This window comes from Pseudidiomarina sediminum DSM 21906, from assembly GCF_000423165.1.
GTDB classification, from domain to species: Bacteria; Pseudomonadota; Gammaproteobacteria; order Enterobacterales; family Alteromonadaceae; genus Pseudidiomarina; species Pseudidiomarina sediminum.
In genome coordinates, this window is record NZ_KE383983.1 from 298,038 (window position 1) to 313,684 (window position 15,647).

Annotated in this window: 16 protein-coding genes; 5 read left to right on the top strand and 11 right to left on the bottom strand. The window is 49.9% G+C overall.

The annotated features are described in order from the left end of the window. Positions 1-5: 5 nt before the first annotated feature. From G535_RS0106685 to lexA, 5 genes are all read right to left on the bottom strand, one after another. Positions 6-584, bottom strand: a complete 579-nt coding sequence (locus tag G535_RS0106685; RefSeq protein WP_026861357.1) for a cytochrome c oxidase assembly protein — start codon at positions 582-584, stop codon at positions 6-8. A 1-nt stretch (position 585) separates the two neighbouring features. Beyond that, on the bottom strand, positions 586-2,169 hold the full coding sequence (ctaD, locus tag G535_RS0106690) for a cytochrome c oxidase subunit I (protein WP_026861358.1): 1,584 nt from the start codon (positions 2,167-2,169) through the stop codon (positions 586-588). Between the two features lie 13 nt (positions 2,170-2,182). After that, positions 2,183-3,277: a cytochrome c oxidase subunit II gene (gene coxB / locus G535_RS0106695; RefSeq protein WP_198678981.1), complete on the bottom strand. Its 1,095-nt coding sequence runs from the start codon at positions 3,275-3,277 to the stop codon at positions 2,183-2,185. A 319-nt stretch (positions 3,278-3,596) separates the two neighbouring features. Beyond that, positions 3,597-4,013: a hypothetical protein gene (locus G535_RS13110; RefSeq protein WP_051207002.1), complete on the bottom strand. Its 417-nt coding sequence runs from the start codon at positions 4,011-4,013 to the stop codon at positions 3,597-3,599. Continuing rightward, complete coding sequence (gene lexA / locus G535_RS0106705) at positions 4,010-4,630, bottom strand: transcriptional repressor LexA (RefSeq protein WP_026861360.1); 621 nt, start codon at positions 4,628-4,630, stop codon at positions 4,010-4,012. The genes G535_RS13110 and lexA overlap by 4 nt, the downstream gene beginning before the upstream one ends. Before the next feature lie 202 nt (positions 4,631-4,832). Here lexA and G535_RS0106710 point away from each other — a divergent pair, with 202 nt between their 5' ends. The 3 genes from G535_RS0106710 to plsB are packed head-to-tail and all read left to right on the top strand — an operon-like array spanning position 4,833 to position 8,406. Next, positions 4,833-5,561 carry an AzlC family ABC transporter permease gene (locus tag G535_RS0106710; RefSeq protein ID WP_026861361.1) on the top strand — a complete coding sequence of 243 codons (729 nt, stop codon included), beginning with the start codon at positions 4,833-4,835 and terminating at the stop codon, positions 5,559-5,561. Next, on the top strand, positions 5,558-5,893 hold the full coding sequence (locus G535_RS0106715) for an AzlD domain-containing protein (RefSeq protein WP_026861362.1): 336 nt from the start codon (positions 5,558-5,560) through the stop codon (positions 5,891-5,893). Before G535_RS0106710 ends, G535_RS0106715 begins: the two co-directional genes overlap by 4 nt. A gap of 59 nt (positions 5,894-5,952) precedes the next feature. Further along, positions 5,953-8,406, top strand: coding sequence for a glycerol-3-phosphate 1-O-acyltransferase PlsB (gene plsB / locus G535_RS0106720; protein WP_026861363.1), 2,454 nt, complete (start codon positions 5,953-5,955; stop codon positions 8,404-8,406). Here plsB and ubiA read toward each other — a convergent pair. The 6 genes from ubiA to G535_RS0106750 are packed head-to-tail and all read right to left on the bottom strand — an operon-like array spanning position 8,394 to position 13,254. After that, positions 8,394-9,215, bottom strand: a complete 822-nt coding sequence (gene ubiA, locus G535_RS0106725) for a 4-hydroxybenzoate octaprenyltransferase (RefSeq protein ID WP_051207003.1) — start codon at positions 9,213-9,215, stop codon at positions 8,394-8,396. The genes plsB and ubiA overlap by 13 nt on opposite strands. A 16-nt stretch (positions 9,216-9,231) precedes the next feature. After that, positions 9,232-9,819 carry a chorismate--pyruvate lyase family protein gene (locus G535_RS13115; RefSeq protein WP_051207005.1) on the bottom strand — a complete coding sequence of 196 codons (588 nt, stop codon included), beginning with the start codon at positions 9,817-9,819 and terminating at the stop codon, positions 9,232-9,234. After that, complete coding sequence (locus G535_RS0106735) at positions 9,816-10,667, bottom strand: rhomboid family intramembrane serine protease (RefSeq protein WP_026861365.1); 852 nt, start codon at positions 10,665-10,667, stop codon at positions 9,816-9,818. The genes G535_RS13115 and G535_RS0106735 overlap by 4 nt, the downstream gene beginning before the upstream one ends. A 2-nt stretch (positions 10,668-10,669) precedes the next feature. Next, complete coding sequence (gene glpE, locus G535_RS0106740; protein WP_026861366.1) at positions 10,670-10,993, bottom strand: thiosulfate sulfurtransferase GlpE; 324 nt, start codon at positions 10,991-10,993, stop codon at positions 10,670-10,672. A gap of 12 nt (positions 10,994-11,005) precedes the next feature. After that, the gene (gene tdh / locus G535_RS0106745) at positions 11,006-12,034 is read right to left on the bottom strand and encodes an L-threonine 3-dehydrogenase (protein ID WP_026861367.1); all 1,029 of its coding nucleotides are present in this window, start codon (positions 12,032-12,034) and stop codon (positions 11,006-11,008) included. Positions 12,035-12,060: 26 nt separating this feature from the next. Beyond that, positions 12,061-13,254, bottom strand: coding sequence for a glycine C-acetyltransferase (locus G535_RS0106750; protein ID WP_026861368.1), 1,194 nt, complete (start codon positions 13,252-13,254; stop codon positions 12,061-12,063). Positions 13,255-13,369: 115 nt separating this feature from the next. Between G535_RS0106750 and coaD the strand changes: the two genes are divergently transcribed. Together coaD and pckA are read left to right on the top strand one after the other, a co-directional pair. Next, positions 13,370-13,864 (top strand): pantetheine-phosphate adenylyltransferase, encoded by a 495-nt coding sequence (gene coaD, locus G535_RS0106755; protein WP_026861369.1) that lies wholly within the window; start codon positions 13,370-13,372, stop codon positions 13,862-13,864. Between the two features lie 127 nt (positions 13,865-13,991). After that, positions 13,992-15,593, top strand: a complete 1,602-nt coding sequence (gene pckA, locus G535_RS0106760) for a phosphoenolpyruvate carboxykinase (ATP) (protein WP_026861370.1) — start codon at positions 13,992-13,994, stop codon at positions 15,591-15,593. The last annotated feature ends 54 nt before the right edge of the window (positions 15,594-15,647 follow it).

Here is a 15,647-nt window from a genome sequence, read left to right on the forward strand (position 1 = left end):
AATCCTCAATTCGTTGTCGGCATAAGTGCCGCCAACGCGTCAGGTGTAACGTTTTCTGTCATGTCGTACATCGTGTATGACAGGGTAACTGTGTGAATATCAGCTGGGATCTCAGGGTCAAGATAGAACTGCATCGGCATGGCAACGTTATCGCCTGCCGCTAAGGGTTGCTGATTGAAGCAAAAGCACTCCACTTTATTGAGGTAAAGTGAGGCTTCTCCCGGTGCTACCGAGGGAATCGCTTGGGCCACCATATTTTTGCCGGTACGGTTCTTGGCTAAGAAGTTAACCACTTTCGTTTCACCAGGATGCACCCGCACCGAAGTTACCTCGGGCGCGAAGTCCCACGGCATGCCTTGATTCACACGGGTAATAAATTGCACATTAATGGTACGACTGGTATCCACCGAGCGTGTATTCGCGGCCGCTTGCCCATCGGTAAAGCGGCCATTGAATCCGGTGATGTCGCAAAACACATCATAGAGAGGGACCAAAGCGAACCCAAAGGCAAACATGCCGATGACGGTCAACAGGAGTCGCCGCACAATGCGTGTATTGTCAGGTCGGGTTGGTTGCTCAGACATGTTATTTCACCTCAGGTGGCGTATCAAAGGTGTGATAAGGCGCCGGCGACGGAACGGTCCACTCTAGACCCTCAGCACCTTCCCAAGGTTTGGCCGGGGCTTTCTCGCCACCCTTCACACACTTGATAACGACCCACAAAAAGATCAGTTGCGACAAGCCAAAGGCAAAGCCACCAATACTGACAATTTGGTTAATGTCGGCAAAGGCCAGTGAGTAATCTGGAATACGGCGTGGCATTCCAGCTAGACCTGCGAAGTGCATTGGGAAGAACAAGACGTTGACCGATATCAGTGAAGCCCAGAAATGTAGCTTGCCGAGTTTTTCGTCATACATATGCCCGGTCCATTTGGGTAACCAGTAATATGCGGCAGCCATAATCGAGAAAATGGCACCGCTCACCAGCACATAGTGGAAATGTGCAACCACGAAGTAGGTGTCGTGATACTGGAAGTCAATTGGTGTAATGGCCAGCATAAGTCCCGAAAAACCGCCAATGGTGAATAAAATGACAAACGCCAAGGCAAACAGCATCGGAGTTTCAAAGGTCATGGCACCGCGCCACATGGTTGCAACCCAGTTGAATACTTTCACCCCGGTAGGAATGGAGATCAGCATGGTGCAGTACATAAAGAACAGCTCGGCAAAGACGGGCATGCCGGTGGTGAACATATGGTGCGCCCAAACCAAGAAGGATAGGCCAGCAATGGCTGCGGTGGCGTATACCATCGAGGCGTAACCAAACAGTCGTTTGCGGGAAAACGCTGGAATGATGGCGGAGATGATACCGAAAGAGGGCAAAATCATGATGTACACTTCGGGATGACCAAAGAACCAGAAGATATGCTGGAACATCACAGGGTCACCGCCACCTGCGGCATCGAAGAAGCTGGTCCCGAAATATTTATCGGTCAACACCATAGTCACCGCGCCTGCTAGCACTGGCATGACGGCGATGAGCAGGAATGCCGTGATAAACCAAGTCCAGACAAACAGCGGCATTTTCATATAACTCATGCCTGGGGCGCGCATGTTCATGATGGTCACTATCACGTTAATCGCACCCATAATGGATGAAATCCCCATAATATGGACGGAGAACACGAACAATGCTGTTGAGTCGCTGCTATAGGTTGTCGATAACGGCGCGTAGAACGTCCAACCAAATGCTGGACCACCCCCTTCCATAAATAGCGACGCCAATAGAATCGCAAAGGCAAAGGGTAAGATCCAAAAGCTCCAGTTATTCATCCGTGGTAGCGCCATATCCGGCGCACCAATCATCATCGGAATCATCCAGTTCGCTAAGCCCGTAAAGGCTGGCATTACGGCACCAAATACCATGATCAGACCATGGACGGTGGTCATCTGGTTGAAGAAGTGTGGGTCAACTAATTGCAACCCCGGTTGGAATAGCTCGGCCCGAATGACCATTGCCATGGAACCGCCAACCAAAAACATAATGAATGAGAACCAAAGATACATAGAGCCAATATCTTTATGGTTCGTCGTGAATAGCCAACGGGAAATCCCCGACGGCGCGTGGTGATGATCGTGTTGATCCATCTCGCCAACTACTGTGCTCATAGTCAGGTCTCCCTTATTGGTTCATAAACGCGTTGACGTCAGCGGCTTGGACTGTTTCGCCAGTGTTATTCCCCCAAGCGTTACGCTCGTAGGTAATAACTGCGGCCAACTCTTTTAAGCTCAACTGATTGCCAAAGGCTTGCATCGCGGTTCCGGATTTGCCGTTCACGACGATATCGATATGGGCGTCCATATCACTCGTCACCATGGCAGAGCCTTTCAAGCCAGGGAAGACGCCTGGAATACCTTCACCATTGGCTTGGTGGCACGCGGCACAGCTCCCAATATAGACGCGTTCGCCAAGCTCCATTAACTCATCCATCTCCATCGACATGGCGAGCAGGCGTTGTTCTTCTGCTTTGGCTTGACGCTGGATTTCTTCTTGCTCAGCGAGCCAGCTTTCGTAATCAGCAGGTGATTTGGCAATAACGACAACCGGCATATAACCGTGGTCCTTACCACAAAGCTCGGCACATTGGCCGCGGTAGATTCCGGGTTCATTCACTTGCGTCCATGCTTCATTGATAAAGCCTGGGTTGGCGTCTTTTTTAACCGCGAAATCAGGTACCCACCAGGAGTGGATAACATCATCAGAGGTAATCAAGAAGCGAACTTTTTTACCGGTGGGAATGACTAAAGGACGGTCAACTTCAAGTAGGTAGTTCTCACCTTTCTCAAGTTTGTTTTCAATTTGCTCGCGTTGAGTTGCGAGTAAACTGAAGTATTCAACGTCACTTTCAAGGTATTTGTAGTGCCATTTCCATTGTGAACCTGTGACAAGCACAGTCACGTCAGCTTCAGAGGTATCTTCCATTGCGATCAGGGTCGATGTGGCTGGAATCGCCATACCGATAAGAATAACAAATGGAATAACCGTCCAAAGAATTTCAACTTTGACGTTTTCATGGAAACTGGCAGGCTTGCTACCTTTTGACTTGCGGTGGTGGATCACCGCCCAAAACATCGCGCCAAACACGATAAGACCGATTGCACAACAGATGTAAAAAATTGTCATGTGTAGGTCAAAGACGCGTTGGCTAATATCAGTAACCCCTTGTGTAAGGTTGTACTGAGAACTAGCTTGAGCAGCCATGGGAGCCATGGCCATTAGCGCAGTGATGAGTTTAATACTCACGCGACATCTCCTCTTATTCTTCCGACGCGGACTTTACCGCGAGTACACCGAAGTGCGTGTCTGAAGAACAAAGAGATGAGCAGAAAAAGGAACAGCATTTCCGGGGAGAAAATCGCTTTCCCTACTAACCCTTTGTTGTTTTATATCAATAATTGTTGTTATTTATTGTGTTAGCAGTAGGCTGCTCGATCAAAATACCATGAGTAGATGAAAAAGCCACCGCTAAATGAAGAATTTTTGAGCGGCATAAAAAAAGGCTGCCGAAGCAGCCTTGCAGGGAACCTTCTCAATTTTAGTGGAGTGGGGATTGAGAAGGTGGAGTCCGAAAAACGAAGCTATGCGTTTGGCTTACTTTGCTTGCCATTTTAAAACGCTGATGCACGCGTGGTGATGAGTAATGATCAAGAAAGCTTAAAACGACACTTGAAGTACCTGCCAAGAGCGCTTGCTCAGTCGCCCATTCGCGTTGGTCTGCATCACGACCGGCCACCCAACGAATTTTACCTCGGCTGACACCAGCATCTACGAGCTGTTGTACAATCGCACGAGAGCCGCCAATCACGGTCACCCACTGGGTGGTTCGCAGTGCCAGCGATTGAATGCGTGGCATCATTTGTGAAAAGTCATCATTGTTGAGGGTACTGTCATCGCAAAAGGCGACAGCTTCTGCAACGAGGTCACGCGTTGCGTGTGGGTAGTTGTATTTCATAACCACGCTCCATTTCGAATCACGCCGACCGCTAATCCTTCGATAGTGAAGTACTGCTGAGTCAAGTCGACTTGGATAGGTGAGAATTCTTCATTTTCTGGGTGTAATAGAATGACATTACCTTTGCGCTCAAAGCGCTTCACAGTGACATCATCTTCTACACGCGCAACGATAATCTGACCGTTACGCGCTTCGTGTGTCTTATGCACGGCTAGTAAATCGCCGTCTAAAATACCAATATCTTTCATACTCATGCCGTTAACGCGTAAGAGAAAATCGGCGTGCGGGCGAAACAGGTTTTGATCGACTTGGTAATGGCTTTCAATATGCTGTTGCGCCAAAATGGGTTCGCCTGCGGCGACTTGACCGATAAGAGGCAAGCCCGCGAAGGCCTCTTCATCGTTCGCGCCAATGAGACGAATACCGCGTGACATTCCTGGCAGCATTTCGATCACGCCTTTTTTAGCTAACGCCTTTAAATGCTCTTCCGCTGAGTTGGCAGAACGAAAACCTAAACGCTGAGCGATTTCAGCACGCGTTGGCGGCATTCCAGTGGCGTCGATCGTCTCTTTGATGAGATCTAAAATTTCTTGCTGTCGAGGTGTTAACGGTCGCATATCAATACCTGTTTATCCATACAGTAATACTGTGAGTATATACAGGTGTTTTGAAATCGCAACTATTTTTTATACAGTGCGTTAAAAAGTAAGGTGATGGGCATTTTTCGTGATGACTAGGTTATAGTGGCGTATTAGTGAATGGATGTGGTTCCAAGGCGGTACTGCGCCTGACATGACACGAGCGAGGAGGTATGGGGTCGTGAGTAGTGAGCAAAGGTCGGAGTGGCAGGCCGCGTTTTGGCAAGGGGCACGCGATGCAATCCCTTTGTTTGGTGGCTATATTGCGGTGGCGTTGTCGTTTGGCTTGGTGGCAATTCAAGCAGGCTTTAGTAGTTTCGAAGCGATACTAATTTCGACCTTTATCTACGCCGGTGCGTCACAGTTTCTTTTCGTGGCAATGTTCGCCACGGGCGCGCCGCTGTGGTTGATTATCGCAACCACATTGCTGATCAATGCCCGGCATATTGTCTATGGCCCTAACTTGGCACCTTATTTTACGCCTCATCGCGCCTGGCCTTGGCTGATGCATGGCTTAACCGATCAGGTCTTTGCCATGGCATTAACGCAACTGGAACAGCTCCGTGAAGCGCAGCGGCTGCCGTGGTTCATTGGTTTAGCGCTGTTCGCTTGGCTCAGTTGGATTGCGGGCACTGCTCTCGGTGCTATTGGCGGTAGCGAGCTGACCAAGCATTGGCCCCTGTTAGCGGAGGCTATGCCGTTCGCGTTGCCGGCGTTATTCTTGGTATTACTTGCGCCTCGTTTTAATAGTGGCCGCTGGGCATTGGTGCTCAGTGGCACTGTTGTACTGGCCTTAATTATGAAAGTGTTGGGCTATCCGAACGCAGCCATCCCGTTGGCTGCGATAAGCGGAGCAATATGTTTTCAAGTGATGCACCGTTATCAGTTACGGAAAGGAGCAGAGGCATGACGTTTGACGTCGGTTTTGCGTTAGTTGTGATAGCGCTCGCAACGTTTCTCATGCGCGCCATCCCGGTCATTTGGCTGCAGCGGCGTTTGCGCGGGCAATCTGACGAGCACCGTGTGGATAGTATTCCGACCTGGTTAAGTGTGCTGGGTCCGCTGATGATTGCTGCGATGTTGGGGGTTTCATTAGTGCCTGAACCGTTGACCTTGGGACTTAGTCTCGCAACCCTGGTGGGGGCCTTGGTCACGTTATTGGTTTGGTTTTGGCGCAAATCCTTAGGCTGGCCGGTATTTGCTGGTGTCGTTAGTTATGCGGTGGTGATGCTACTTTTGTAACAGCAAAAGTTGTCAATCAATGGTATTCTTTAGAGGACTGAATTCTTTAGGGGAATCGAATGAGTTGGAGAAGTTTCGTCGCCAAATTAATGTATTGGCCGGTGCGTTGGTTAACGCGTTTTGAAACGATTTTTGACGAGACAGTAGGGAACACACAAAACCCAGAACATGTGGTTTACGTGATGCGTTCGACCTCTGTCACCGACTATTTACTTGCGCGTCGAGCGATGCTCCGTGCAGGCTTACCAGATCCCGCAGAACCACTGATTATTAATGGTGAGCGCCATGCGCGCGTGATGTATCTTGAACAAGCACGCACCGATACCAACGAAGTCGCGATTGACGAGTTTTTGCATCTGTTGCAAAGCCATAAAAAAGAGACCTCGCTAAACGTTCAACTAGTGCCTTTGGGTCTGTTTTGGGGACGTAAAGCTGGGCAAGAGCCACGCCAAGGTAACACCATGGTGGCCGACCTTGATAACCCGGGTCGCTGGCGCAAGTTTTGGCTGGTAATGTTTTCTGGGCGCAACGTGTTGATTCGGGTCAGTCGGGCGGTGAGTTTACGCCAAATGACCGACGATTACGGTGCTGAGCGACCGGTTGCCCATAAGCTTGCCCGTGTTGCGCGCGTACATTTCGTGCGCTTACGTCATGCCGTTGCAGGCCCCAAAGTTGTTGATCGCGAGCGCGTCATTCGAGAGTTATTGCAAAGTGCGGCCTTACAAAAAGCCATTGCCGAAGAAGCGCGCGCGAAAAAGATCAGTTTAGAAAAGGCCGAAAAGCGTGCCCAAGGTTATCTTGACGAAATTGCAGCGAAGTACAGCGAAACCTTAGTGCGAATGCTGGATCGCTTTATGGGATGGATGTGGAGCCGTATCTATAATGGCATTCATGTTGAGGGTGGCGAGCGTTTGCGCGCGCTGGCACAAGCTGGTCATGAGATTGTGTATGTTCCCTGCCATCGTAGTCATATGGACTACTTGCTATTGAGTTATGTGATCTACAAAGAAGGCTTGGTGCCACCGCATATTGCTGCGGGGGTAAACCTCGACTTTTTCCCTGCCGGGCCACTCTTTCGTCGTGGCGGAGCCTTCTTTATTCGCCGCAGTTTTAAAGGCAACAAGCTTTACTCAGCCGTGTTTCGTGAGTATTTAGATCGTTTGTTTCAACGTGGCTATCCGGTGGAATACTTTACCGAAGGTGGACGCAGCCGAACGGGGCGCTTGTTACAGCCTAAAACCGGCATGATTGCGATGACCTTGCAAGGCATGTTGCGCGGTCAGCAACGACCGATGTCGATTGTGCCTGTGTATCTGGGTTACGAGCACGTGATGGAAGTGGGGACCTACCTCAAAGAACTGAAAGGCAAATCGAAAGAAAATGAATCGATTTGGCAAGTGATCTCGAGCTTGCGCCACTTGCGGAATTTTGGTCAAGGTTATGTGACCTTCGGTGAGCCGATCAACGTTGGCCAAACGCTTGACGCTTTAACACCTGATTGGCGTGATTCAATCACCATAGGTGCTGAAGAGCCGGCGCGGCCACGTTGGTTAACGCCAACGGTGAATCTGATTGCCGATCAGATCATGTGTCGTATCAACGATGCTGCGGGTTTAAACAGCGTTAACCTTACCGCGTTGGCATTGCTGAGTGCTGAGCAGTATACCTTGTCACGTGAAGAGCTCGTCGCACAACTTGATGTGTATACGCATATGCTGCGCCAAGTTCCCTACAGTAAATATGCCTATGTACCTGAAGAGACCGGTGAAGAATTATGGCAATTGGCGAAGCGCCATGACAAATTCACTGTCGTCAGTGACAGCATGGGCGAAATGATTCGTTTAGATGGCACCACGGCGATTGCCATGACCTACTACCGCAACAACATTATGCATATGATGATTGTGCCGGCCTTGGTCGCTTCATTCGCCTGCGCCCATCGTACCTTCAATGTTGCGCAAATCGGTAAACTGCTAGAGCAACTGCAGCCGCTGTTAAAAGAAGAGCTGTTTATTAGCCATGAACGTGATGCCATGAGTCTTTGGGGTGAGGCGATTGTTGAGCACTTGGCAAGTATCGGCTTGATTGAAAGCGTTGGCGACTGCACTTACCGCGCTGCTCCGCGTGAAACCTCTGAGTATTTCCAACTGCACTTGTTGGCACGTGCCGCCAGTGAGACGTTACAGCGTTATGCCATCATCTTTGAGCTCTTGCAGCAAGCAGGTCCGCAAGGTCGTGCCGAGCTTGAGCAGGCCGCCGTAGAGTTGGCGGAGCGTTTGTCGGCGATGCATGGCGTGAACGCACCGGAATTCTTTGATAAGAAGCTGCTGAGCGCTTTAGTGTCAACGTTGAAACGTGAAGACTTCATTGATGTCGATAGTGATGGCAACTTTGTCGCCCATTGGAGTGTTGGCGAGCTGAGTGACACCATTGATCGTTTGTTAGAAGCGCCGGTGGTACAGACCATTCGGCAATCGGTACAACGCCGTATTGCAGCGACTCAGAACCAATAAGTCGCTGCAACGGCTAACGCCAAGACCCACCCGACGTTGTTATTGTGCAAAAAGGCGTGAAAACAACGTTGGGGTTCCCGATACCAAATCAGTACGTGTTGCCAACCAAATAACCCCACGATGATGCCGAGGCCTACCCAGTAATACAGACCAAACATTAAGCTGTATCCCAACCAGGCGAGCAAGGCGAGGGTTAGCAGTTGTAGGGCCGCAATCGCTAATTTGTCAAAGCCGGCGAACAAAATCGCTGTCGACTTAACCCCAATTTTTAGGTCGTCGTCACGATCGGCCATCGCATACTCGGTGTCGTAAGCGACCGTCCAGCAGATGTTGGCGAAAAACAGCAACCATGCAGCTAAAGGCAGCCCTTGCTCTAAGGCGGTAAATGGCATCAACACACCAAAGCTAAAGGCGATGCCTAGCACCACTTGTGGTAGTTGGGTAAAACGCTTACAAAAAGGATAGAGCGTCGCCACGCCTGCCGCCGCAATGCTGAGCAAAATGGTCTCGCGGTTGAACTGTAACACAATCACAAAGGCTACCAGCAGGAGCACGATAAACAAGGTCATTGCTTGCCAGGACTTCACCTCGCCCGTAGCCAGTGGTCGGCTTTTGGTACGACTGACATGGCCGTCAATGCGACGGTCGGCAAAATCGTTAATGACACAGCCTGCTGAGCGCATGATAAACGCCCCAAGCAAGAACAGGACCACGACTTTTAACGGAGGATTTCCTTGGCCAGCAATCAAAAGTGCGACCAGCATTGGCCAAGCGAGCAACAAGGTACCGATAGGACGATCGGCTCGCATTAATCGTAAGTAAGGACTAACCACGATTCACCTCCTGAGCAAGTGGCGAGGCGCCGATAAATACTTCGGCAACCAATACATGTTGTTGTGCGGCTGTGAAGCGACTACGACGACCCCAAAGTTCTGTCGCTGGATATCCCAGTTGTTGATGCAAACGCCCCACTTTTGAGTCTGCTGTGAAGCTAGAAATCTCGACCTCACTACGCACAAGGTCCGGTTGCTTAAATAGGTGCTCGCCAAGTGGGCGATTACCAAGTTGCTCTAATTTAAGCTGTTGTTGCGCAAGGGCTTGCAGCGGGAAAACACTGCGAGCAAAGACCCAAGGTGCGTCATCACACCACAGGATCACTTCGCGGATCACACAGCGTTGCGGCGCGCCCAGCCAAACCTGTTCATCGTCAAGGAGGTCAGCTTCATATTGGCCGAGCAACTGCACGGCAAAGTGTTGGCTATGCTGTTTGAGTTTGGCGGTCAGTGAGCCTGGGTCAAACAACCAATCGGCCGCCAAGGGCGAGGTAACCTCACCGCTGGCGGGTGTATGCCAGTTGGCTTCACCACCGCGACTGACGACCGGAAAAGCGACGGTTGGAAATGTCTGTATCATTTTGTCGTTGTGCGCTTTTTAGAGTACTCAATAAGGCGCAGGGCCAAGCCAAAAATGAGTCCTGCAATGAGGCCTGCCGAATGGGCGGTATTGGCAACGCTAACCCAAAGCAAATCAGTGTACCCAAGTAACAACCACACCAGCATAAAGCCGATTAGGCCGATGGGGAGGTAGAGCGGGTGCTGCGGGCGTTGCCAAGCAACAATAACGGCAATCCCAAAAAGACCGTAGACCACACCAGAGAGGCCACCGAAGTAAGGGCCACTGACCCAAAACTGCATGACGTTAGAAAACACCGCACATGCAACCAGCGCGAGGACAAGGTAAACAGAGCCGTAGGTGCGCTCAAAGCGCCCGCCAAGGTACCACCACCAAAACACATTGAATAGGAAATGCAGCAAACTAAAGTGAAGTAGGGCTGGTGTCAGTAGGCGCCAAGGTTGATGCCAAGGGAGTTCAGTGAAGGTATCACTGATCCTTAGCTGCGCAAAAATGCCTTCCGCAAGGGGAGTGTTAAGACCTAAAAATACTAAACTCACGAGTACAGCAAAGACGATGGTCACAAGCCCCGCTTGCTGGAGCAGTTGCTGCGCGAGAGACGGCCCGCCGGAACCTTGGTGTGTGGGGTGCGCACTTGTCTGCGCTTGCAGTTCTGCTTCAGCACCACTAGGGTCGGCTTTGAATTCATTGATCAGGTCTTTCGCCAGCGCTTTATAACTGGACTGCACCAGCCATAACTCGAGTTGGTTACCATGTTCACTGACCGTGACAGGGATGCCGCGGCGTTGCAGATAGTCATGGAGACGTTTCATCATCACAGCATCACGGGTGGTCAGTAACTTTTGCATGGTTAGCTTTGCTCCACCGCTTCAGGATGCTGATGCACCCAGGCTGTAAATCCGCCATCCAAGCTACTCACAGGTTCAATCCCCTGATGGGCTAGGTACTGCGCAGCGCCTTGACTGCTGTTGCCGTGATAGCACACGACAACAACAGGCTGCGCATCGGCAAGGTCGGCGAGGAAGTCGCTGAGCGACGCGTCGGTAAGGTGCACCGCGCCCGGGATATGACCCATAGCAAAGGAACGTGCATCACGAATATCGGCGAACGCGGTGTTCCCTTCTTGCCAGAGTTGATGGGCAGTGGCCACATTAATACGACTGAAATCGCTCATAACAAATGTCCTTTACGCTTCCCAATCCAAAATCACTTTGCCTGATTGACCTGAAATCATGATTTCAAAGCCTTCTTCGTAGGCGTCAACGGGCAACTGGTGTGTAAGGATTGGACTTAAATCTAATCCTGATTGCAACAAACTCGCCATTTTATACCATGTTTCAAACATTTCACGGCCATAAATACCTTTGATGGTAAGGCCTTTAAAGATCACTTGGTTCCAGTCAATCGCTACACTTTGTGGTGGAATACCGAGCATAGCAATCTTACCACCGTGGTTCATGGTCGCGAGCATTTGTGAAAATGCTGAAGGCACACCTGACATTTCCAAGCCAACATCAAAGCCTTCTTTCATGCCCAACTCGTTCATGACGTCAGTCAATTTCTCTTTACTGACGTCAACGGCCCGGGTTGCCCCCATTTGCTCAGCCAGCTCAAGGCGGTATGGGTTTACATCGGTAATAACGACGTGCCGGGCACCGACATGACGCGCCACGGCTGCGGCCATAATGCCAATTGGACCGGCACCGGTGATGAGTACGTCTTCACCTACCAAATCAAAGGCCAATGCAGTGTGAACCGCGTTACCGAATGGGTCAAAAATAGCGGCGAGGTCATCGCTAATGTCATCGGGTAACTTAAATGCGTTGTCGGCTGGTATCACTAAGTATTCGGCAAAAGCGCCTGGACGATTGACGCCAACACCCACCGTGTTTCGACACAAATGGCGACGTCCGGCACGGCAGTTACGGCAATGACCACAGGTGATGTGACCTTCGCCCGACACGCGATCACCAGGACTAAAACCACGTACGCCTTCACCCATGGCTTCAACCACACCCACATACTCATGGCCGACAACCATAGGGACAGGAATGGTTTGTTGTGACCATTCATCCCATTTGTAGATGTGGACATCAGTGCCGCAGATTGCGGTTTTCCTTATTTTGATGAGCAGATCGTTGTAACCGTATTCTGGTTTCTCAACGTCGGTCATCCAAATGCCTGGTTCAGCGTGTAATTTTGCTAATGCTTTCATAAGCGTCCTCCGCGACAAGGTTGCGGTTAAATGATACCGAGATCTTTACCAATACGAATAAAGGCTGCAACCGCACGTTCAAGTTGTTCGCGGCTGTGACCTGCCGACATCTGGGTACGGATACGCGCTTTACCACGTGGCACCACAGGGAAAGAGAAACCAACCACATAAATACCTTCGGCAAGCAGGCGATCCGACATTTCGGCGGCAAGTTTGGCATCACCAATCATCACTGGAATAATCGCATGATCAGCGCCACTTAGGGTAAAGCCAGCTTTGGTCATCTCTGTGCGGAAGTAGTTAGCGTTATCCCATAGCTGTTGACGTAAGGCATCGCCTTGCTCAAGCATTTCAAGTACGCGAATCGAAGCTTGCACAATGGCTGGCGCAACCGAGTTCGAGAACAAATAGGGACGCGAGCGTTGACGCAACCAGTCGATGACTTGTTTTTTACCAGAGGTGTAACCACCTGAGGCGCCACCAAGAGCTTTCCCTAAAGTACCGGTGATGATGTCAACACGACCCATTACATCGCAATACTCATGGGTTCCTTTACCGTTAGCACCTAAGAAGCCGGTGGCGTGACAGTCGTCCATCATGGTCAGTGCGCCGTACTGGTCGGCTAAATCACAGATGCCTTTCATGTTGGCGATGACACCGTCCATTGAGAACACGCCATCAGTTGCGATCAAGATGTGGCGCGCGCCATCGGCCTTGGCTTGCTTTAACTGTGCTTCAAGGTCGTTCAGGTCATTGTTTTTATAACGGTAGCGTTTTGCCTTACTGAGGCGAATTCCGTCAATGATCGAGGCATGGTTGAGTTCATCACTGATGATGGCATCTTCTGGGCCCATAAGGGTTTCGAACAAACCACCGTTGGCGTCGAAACACGACGAATAAAGAATGGTATCTTCAGTGCCCAAAAACTGACTTAATTTCGCTTCTAAGGTTTTGTGGATATCTTGCGTACCACAAATAAAGCGTACCGACGCGGTCCCAAAACCGTGCTCGTCGAGGCCTTGTTTCGCCGCTGCGATGAGGTCAGGGTGGTTCGCGAGCCCTAAGTAGTTGTTGGCACAAAAGTTCAGTACCGACTGGCCGTCAGCAACAGTAATCTCCGCCGCTTGATCACTGGTGATTACGCGTTCATTTTTGTACAGGCCTTCAGCTTTGAGTTCGTCTAGCTGGGTGTCGAGTTGTTGATAAAAATCAGTCTTCATGTAATTCTCCGTGCTTTGGAAAGCCTACGCAGAGGTCATCGATAGGATTTGTCCTATAGTTTACCTGATTTGCCAGGCATCGCGCATCCTCATTTCAGTTTGCTGGAGGAAATTCATGCACAAACGTGCTATTTATCCAGGGACCTTTGATCCCATTACCAACGGGCATGCAGACCTTATCGAGCGTGCTGCGAACCTATTTAGTGAAGTGGTGGTAGGGGTCGCTGATAACCCCCGAAAAAACCCGATGTTTAGTTTGGCTGAACGTGTCAAGTTAGTTGAACAGGTGACCACTGATTTACCGAATGTTCGGGTGGTTGGATTTAGCGGTTTATTGGTTGATTTCGCCAAAGAGCATGGCGCGACAGTGCTTATTCGAGGCTTACGCGCGGTGTCCGATTTTGAATACGAATTTCAAATGGCGAACATGAATCGACGCCTCTACCCAGGGTTAGAAAGTGTGTTTTTGACGCCTGCAGAGGAAAATTCGTTTATTTCGTCTACTTTAGTCAAAGAAGTGGCATTACATTACGGTGATGTGCGCCAATTTACTGCTGCTTGTGTTGCTGACGCGCTGAATCAGAAAATAAAGTCAAAACAAAAACTGTAAAGAAACCGTCAAGTTAGCTAGCGATCGCTGGCTAACACTATCATTTTTACCGATTTCGAGGTAGAATCGCGCCCCAAATTTCGTTTCACATTCATTTGCTCAGACCAGACCCGCAGGAGTCCGCCACATGACTGATCTGGATTTAGGCCAATACGGCATCACAGACGTCACTGAAGTTGTTCATAACCCTTCTTATGATTTGTTGTTTGAAGAAGAAACGCGTAGCGATCTACAAGGCTATGAGAAAGGTGTTGTCACCAAGCTCGGCGCTGTTGCTGTAGACACGGGTATTTTTACCGGCCGTTCTCCGAAGGACAAATACATTGTTCGTGATGAAACCACAAAAGATACCTTGTGGTGGGCAGATCAAGGCAAGAATGACAACAAAGCTATTGATGGCGAAGTTTGGCAGGACTTGAAAGCGACAGTAACCCAACAGCTTTCTGGTAAGCGCTTATTTGTGGTCGACACCTATTGTGGTGCGAACGAAGATACCCGTCTAGCGGTACGTTTTATTACGGAAGTAGCGTGGCAAGCGCATTTCGTGAAAAACATGTTCATTCGCCCAAGCGAAGACGAGCTAGCGACCTTTAAACCTGATTTTGTTGTTATGAATGGTGCCAAGTGCATCAACGAAAAATGGCAAGAGCACGGTTTGAATTCAGAAAACTTTGTTGCGTTTAACCTAACAGAGCGGATTCAGCTGATCGGTGGTACTTGGTACGGCGGTGAGATGAAGAAAGGTATGTTCTCAATGATGAACTACTTCTTGCCATTGAAAGGCGTCGCATCAATGCACTGTTCAGCCAACGTTGGCGAGCAAGGTGACGTGGCAATCTTCTTCGGTTTATCAGGTACTGGTAAAACAACACTTTCAACCGATCCTAAGCGTCAGTTGATCGGTGATGACGAGCACGGTTGGGACGACGACGGTGTCTTCAACTTTGAAGGTGGCTGTTACGCGAAAACCATCAACTTATCACAAGAAGCTGAGCCAGATATCTATAACGCGATCCGTCGTGACGCGTTGTTAGAGAACGTGACCGTACTTGACGACGGCACCGTCGACTTTAACGATGGTTCAAAAACTGAAAATACCCGTGTGTCTTACCCGATTTATCACATCGATAACATCGTTAAGCCAGTATCGAAAGCAGGTCACGCGAAGAAAGTTATCTTCTTGACTGCGGATGCATTTGGGGTGTTGCCGCCGGTCTCTAAATTGACCAAAGAGCAAACCAAGTACCACTTCTTGTCAGGCTTTACTGCGAAGTTGGCGGGTACAGAGCGTGGTATTACAGAACCAACACCAACTTTCTCAAGCTGTTTCGGCGCGGCCTTCTTAAGCCTGCACCCAACCAAGTATGCGGAAGTACTGGTGAAGCGGATGGAAGCTTCTGGTGCTGAAGCTTACCTTGTTAACACTGGTTGGAACGGTACTGGCAAGCGCATTTCGATTAAAGCGACGCGCGCAATCATCGACGCTATCTTGGATGGCAGCATCGAAGATGCAGAATTTGTAAACTTGCCATACTTCAATCTCGCGATGCCAACGACTTTGGCTGGCGTTGAAGACACCTCAATTCTTGACCCACGCAATACTTACAGTGATGCGCAAGATTGGGACGTAAAAGCGCAAGATTTGGCAAAACGTTTTGTCGCCAACTTCGAGAAGTTTACTGACAACGACGAAGGTAAAGCCTTAGTTGCTGCTGGACCGCAGTTGTAAGCAATACCTCGAACCTAGATCATCTAAGCCTCGCATCATGCGGGGCTTTTTTTT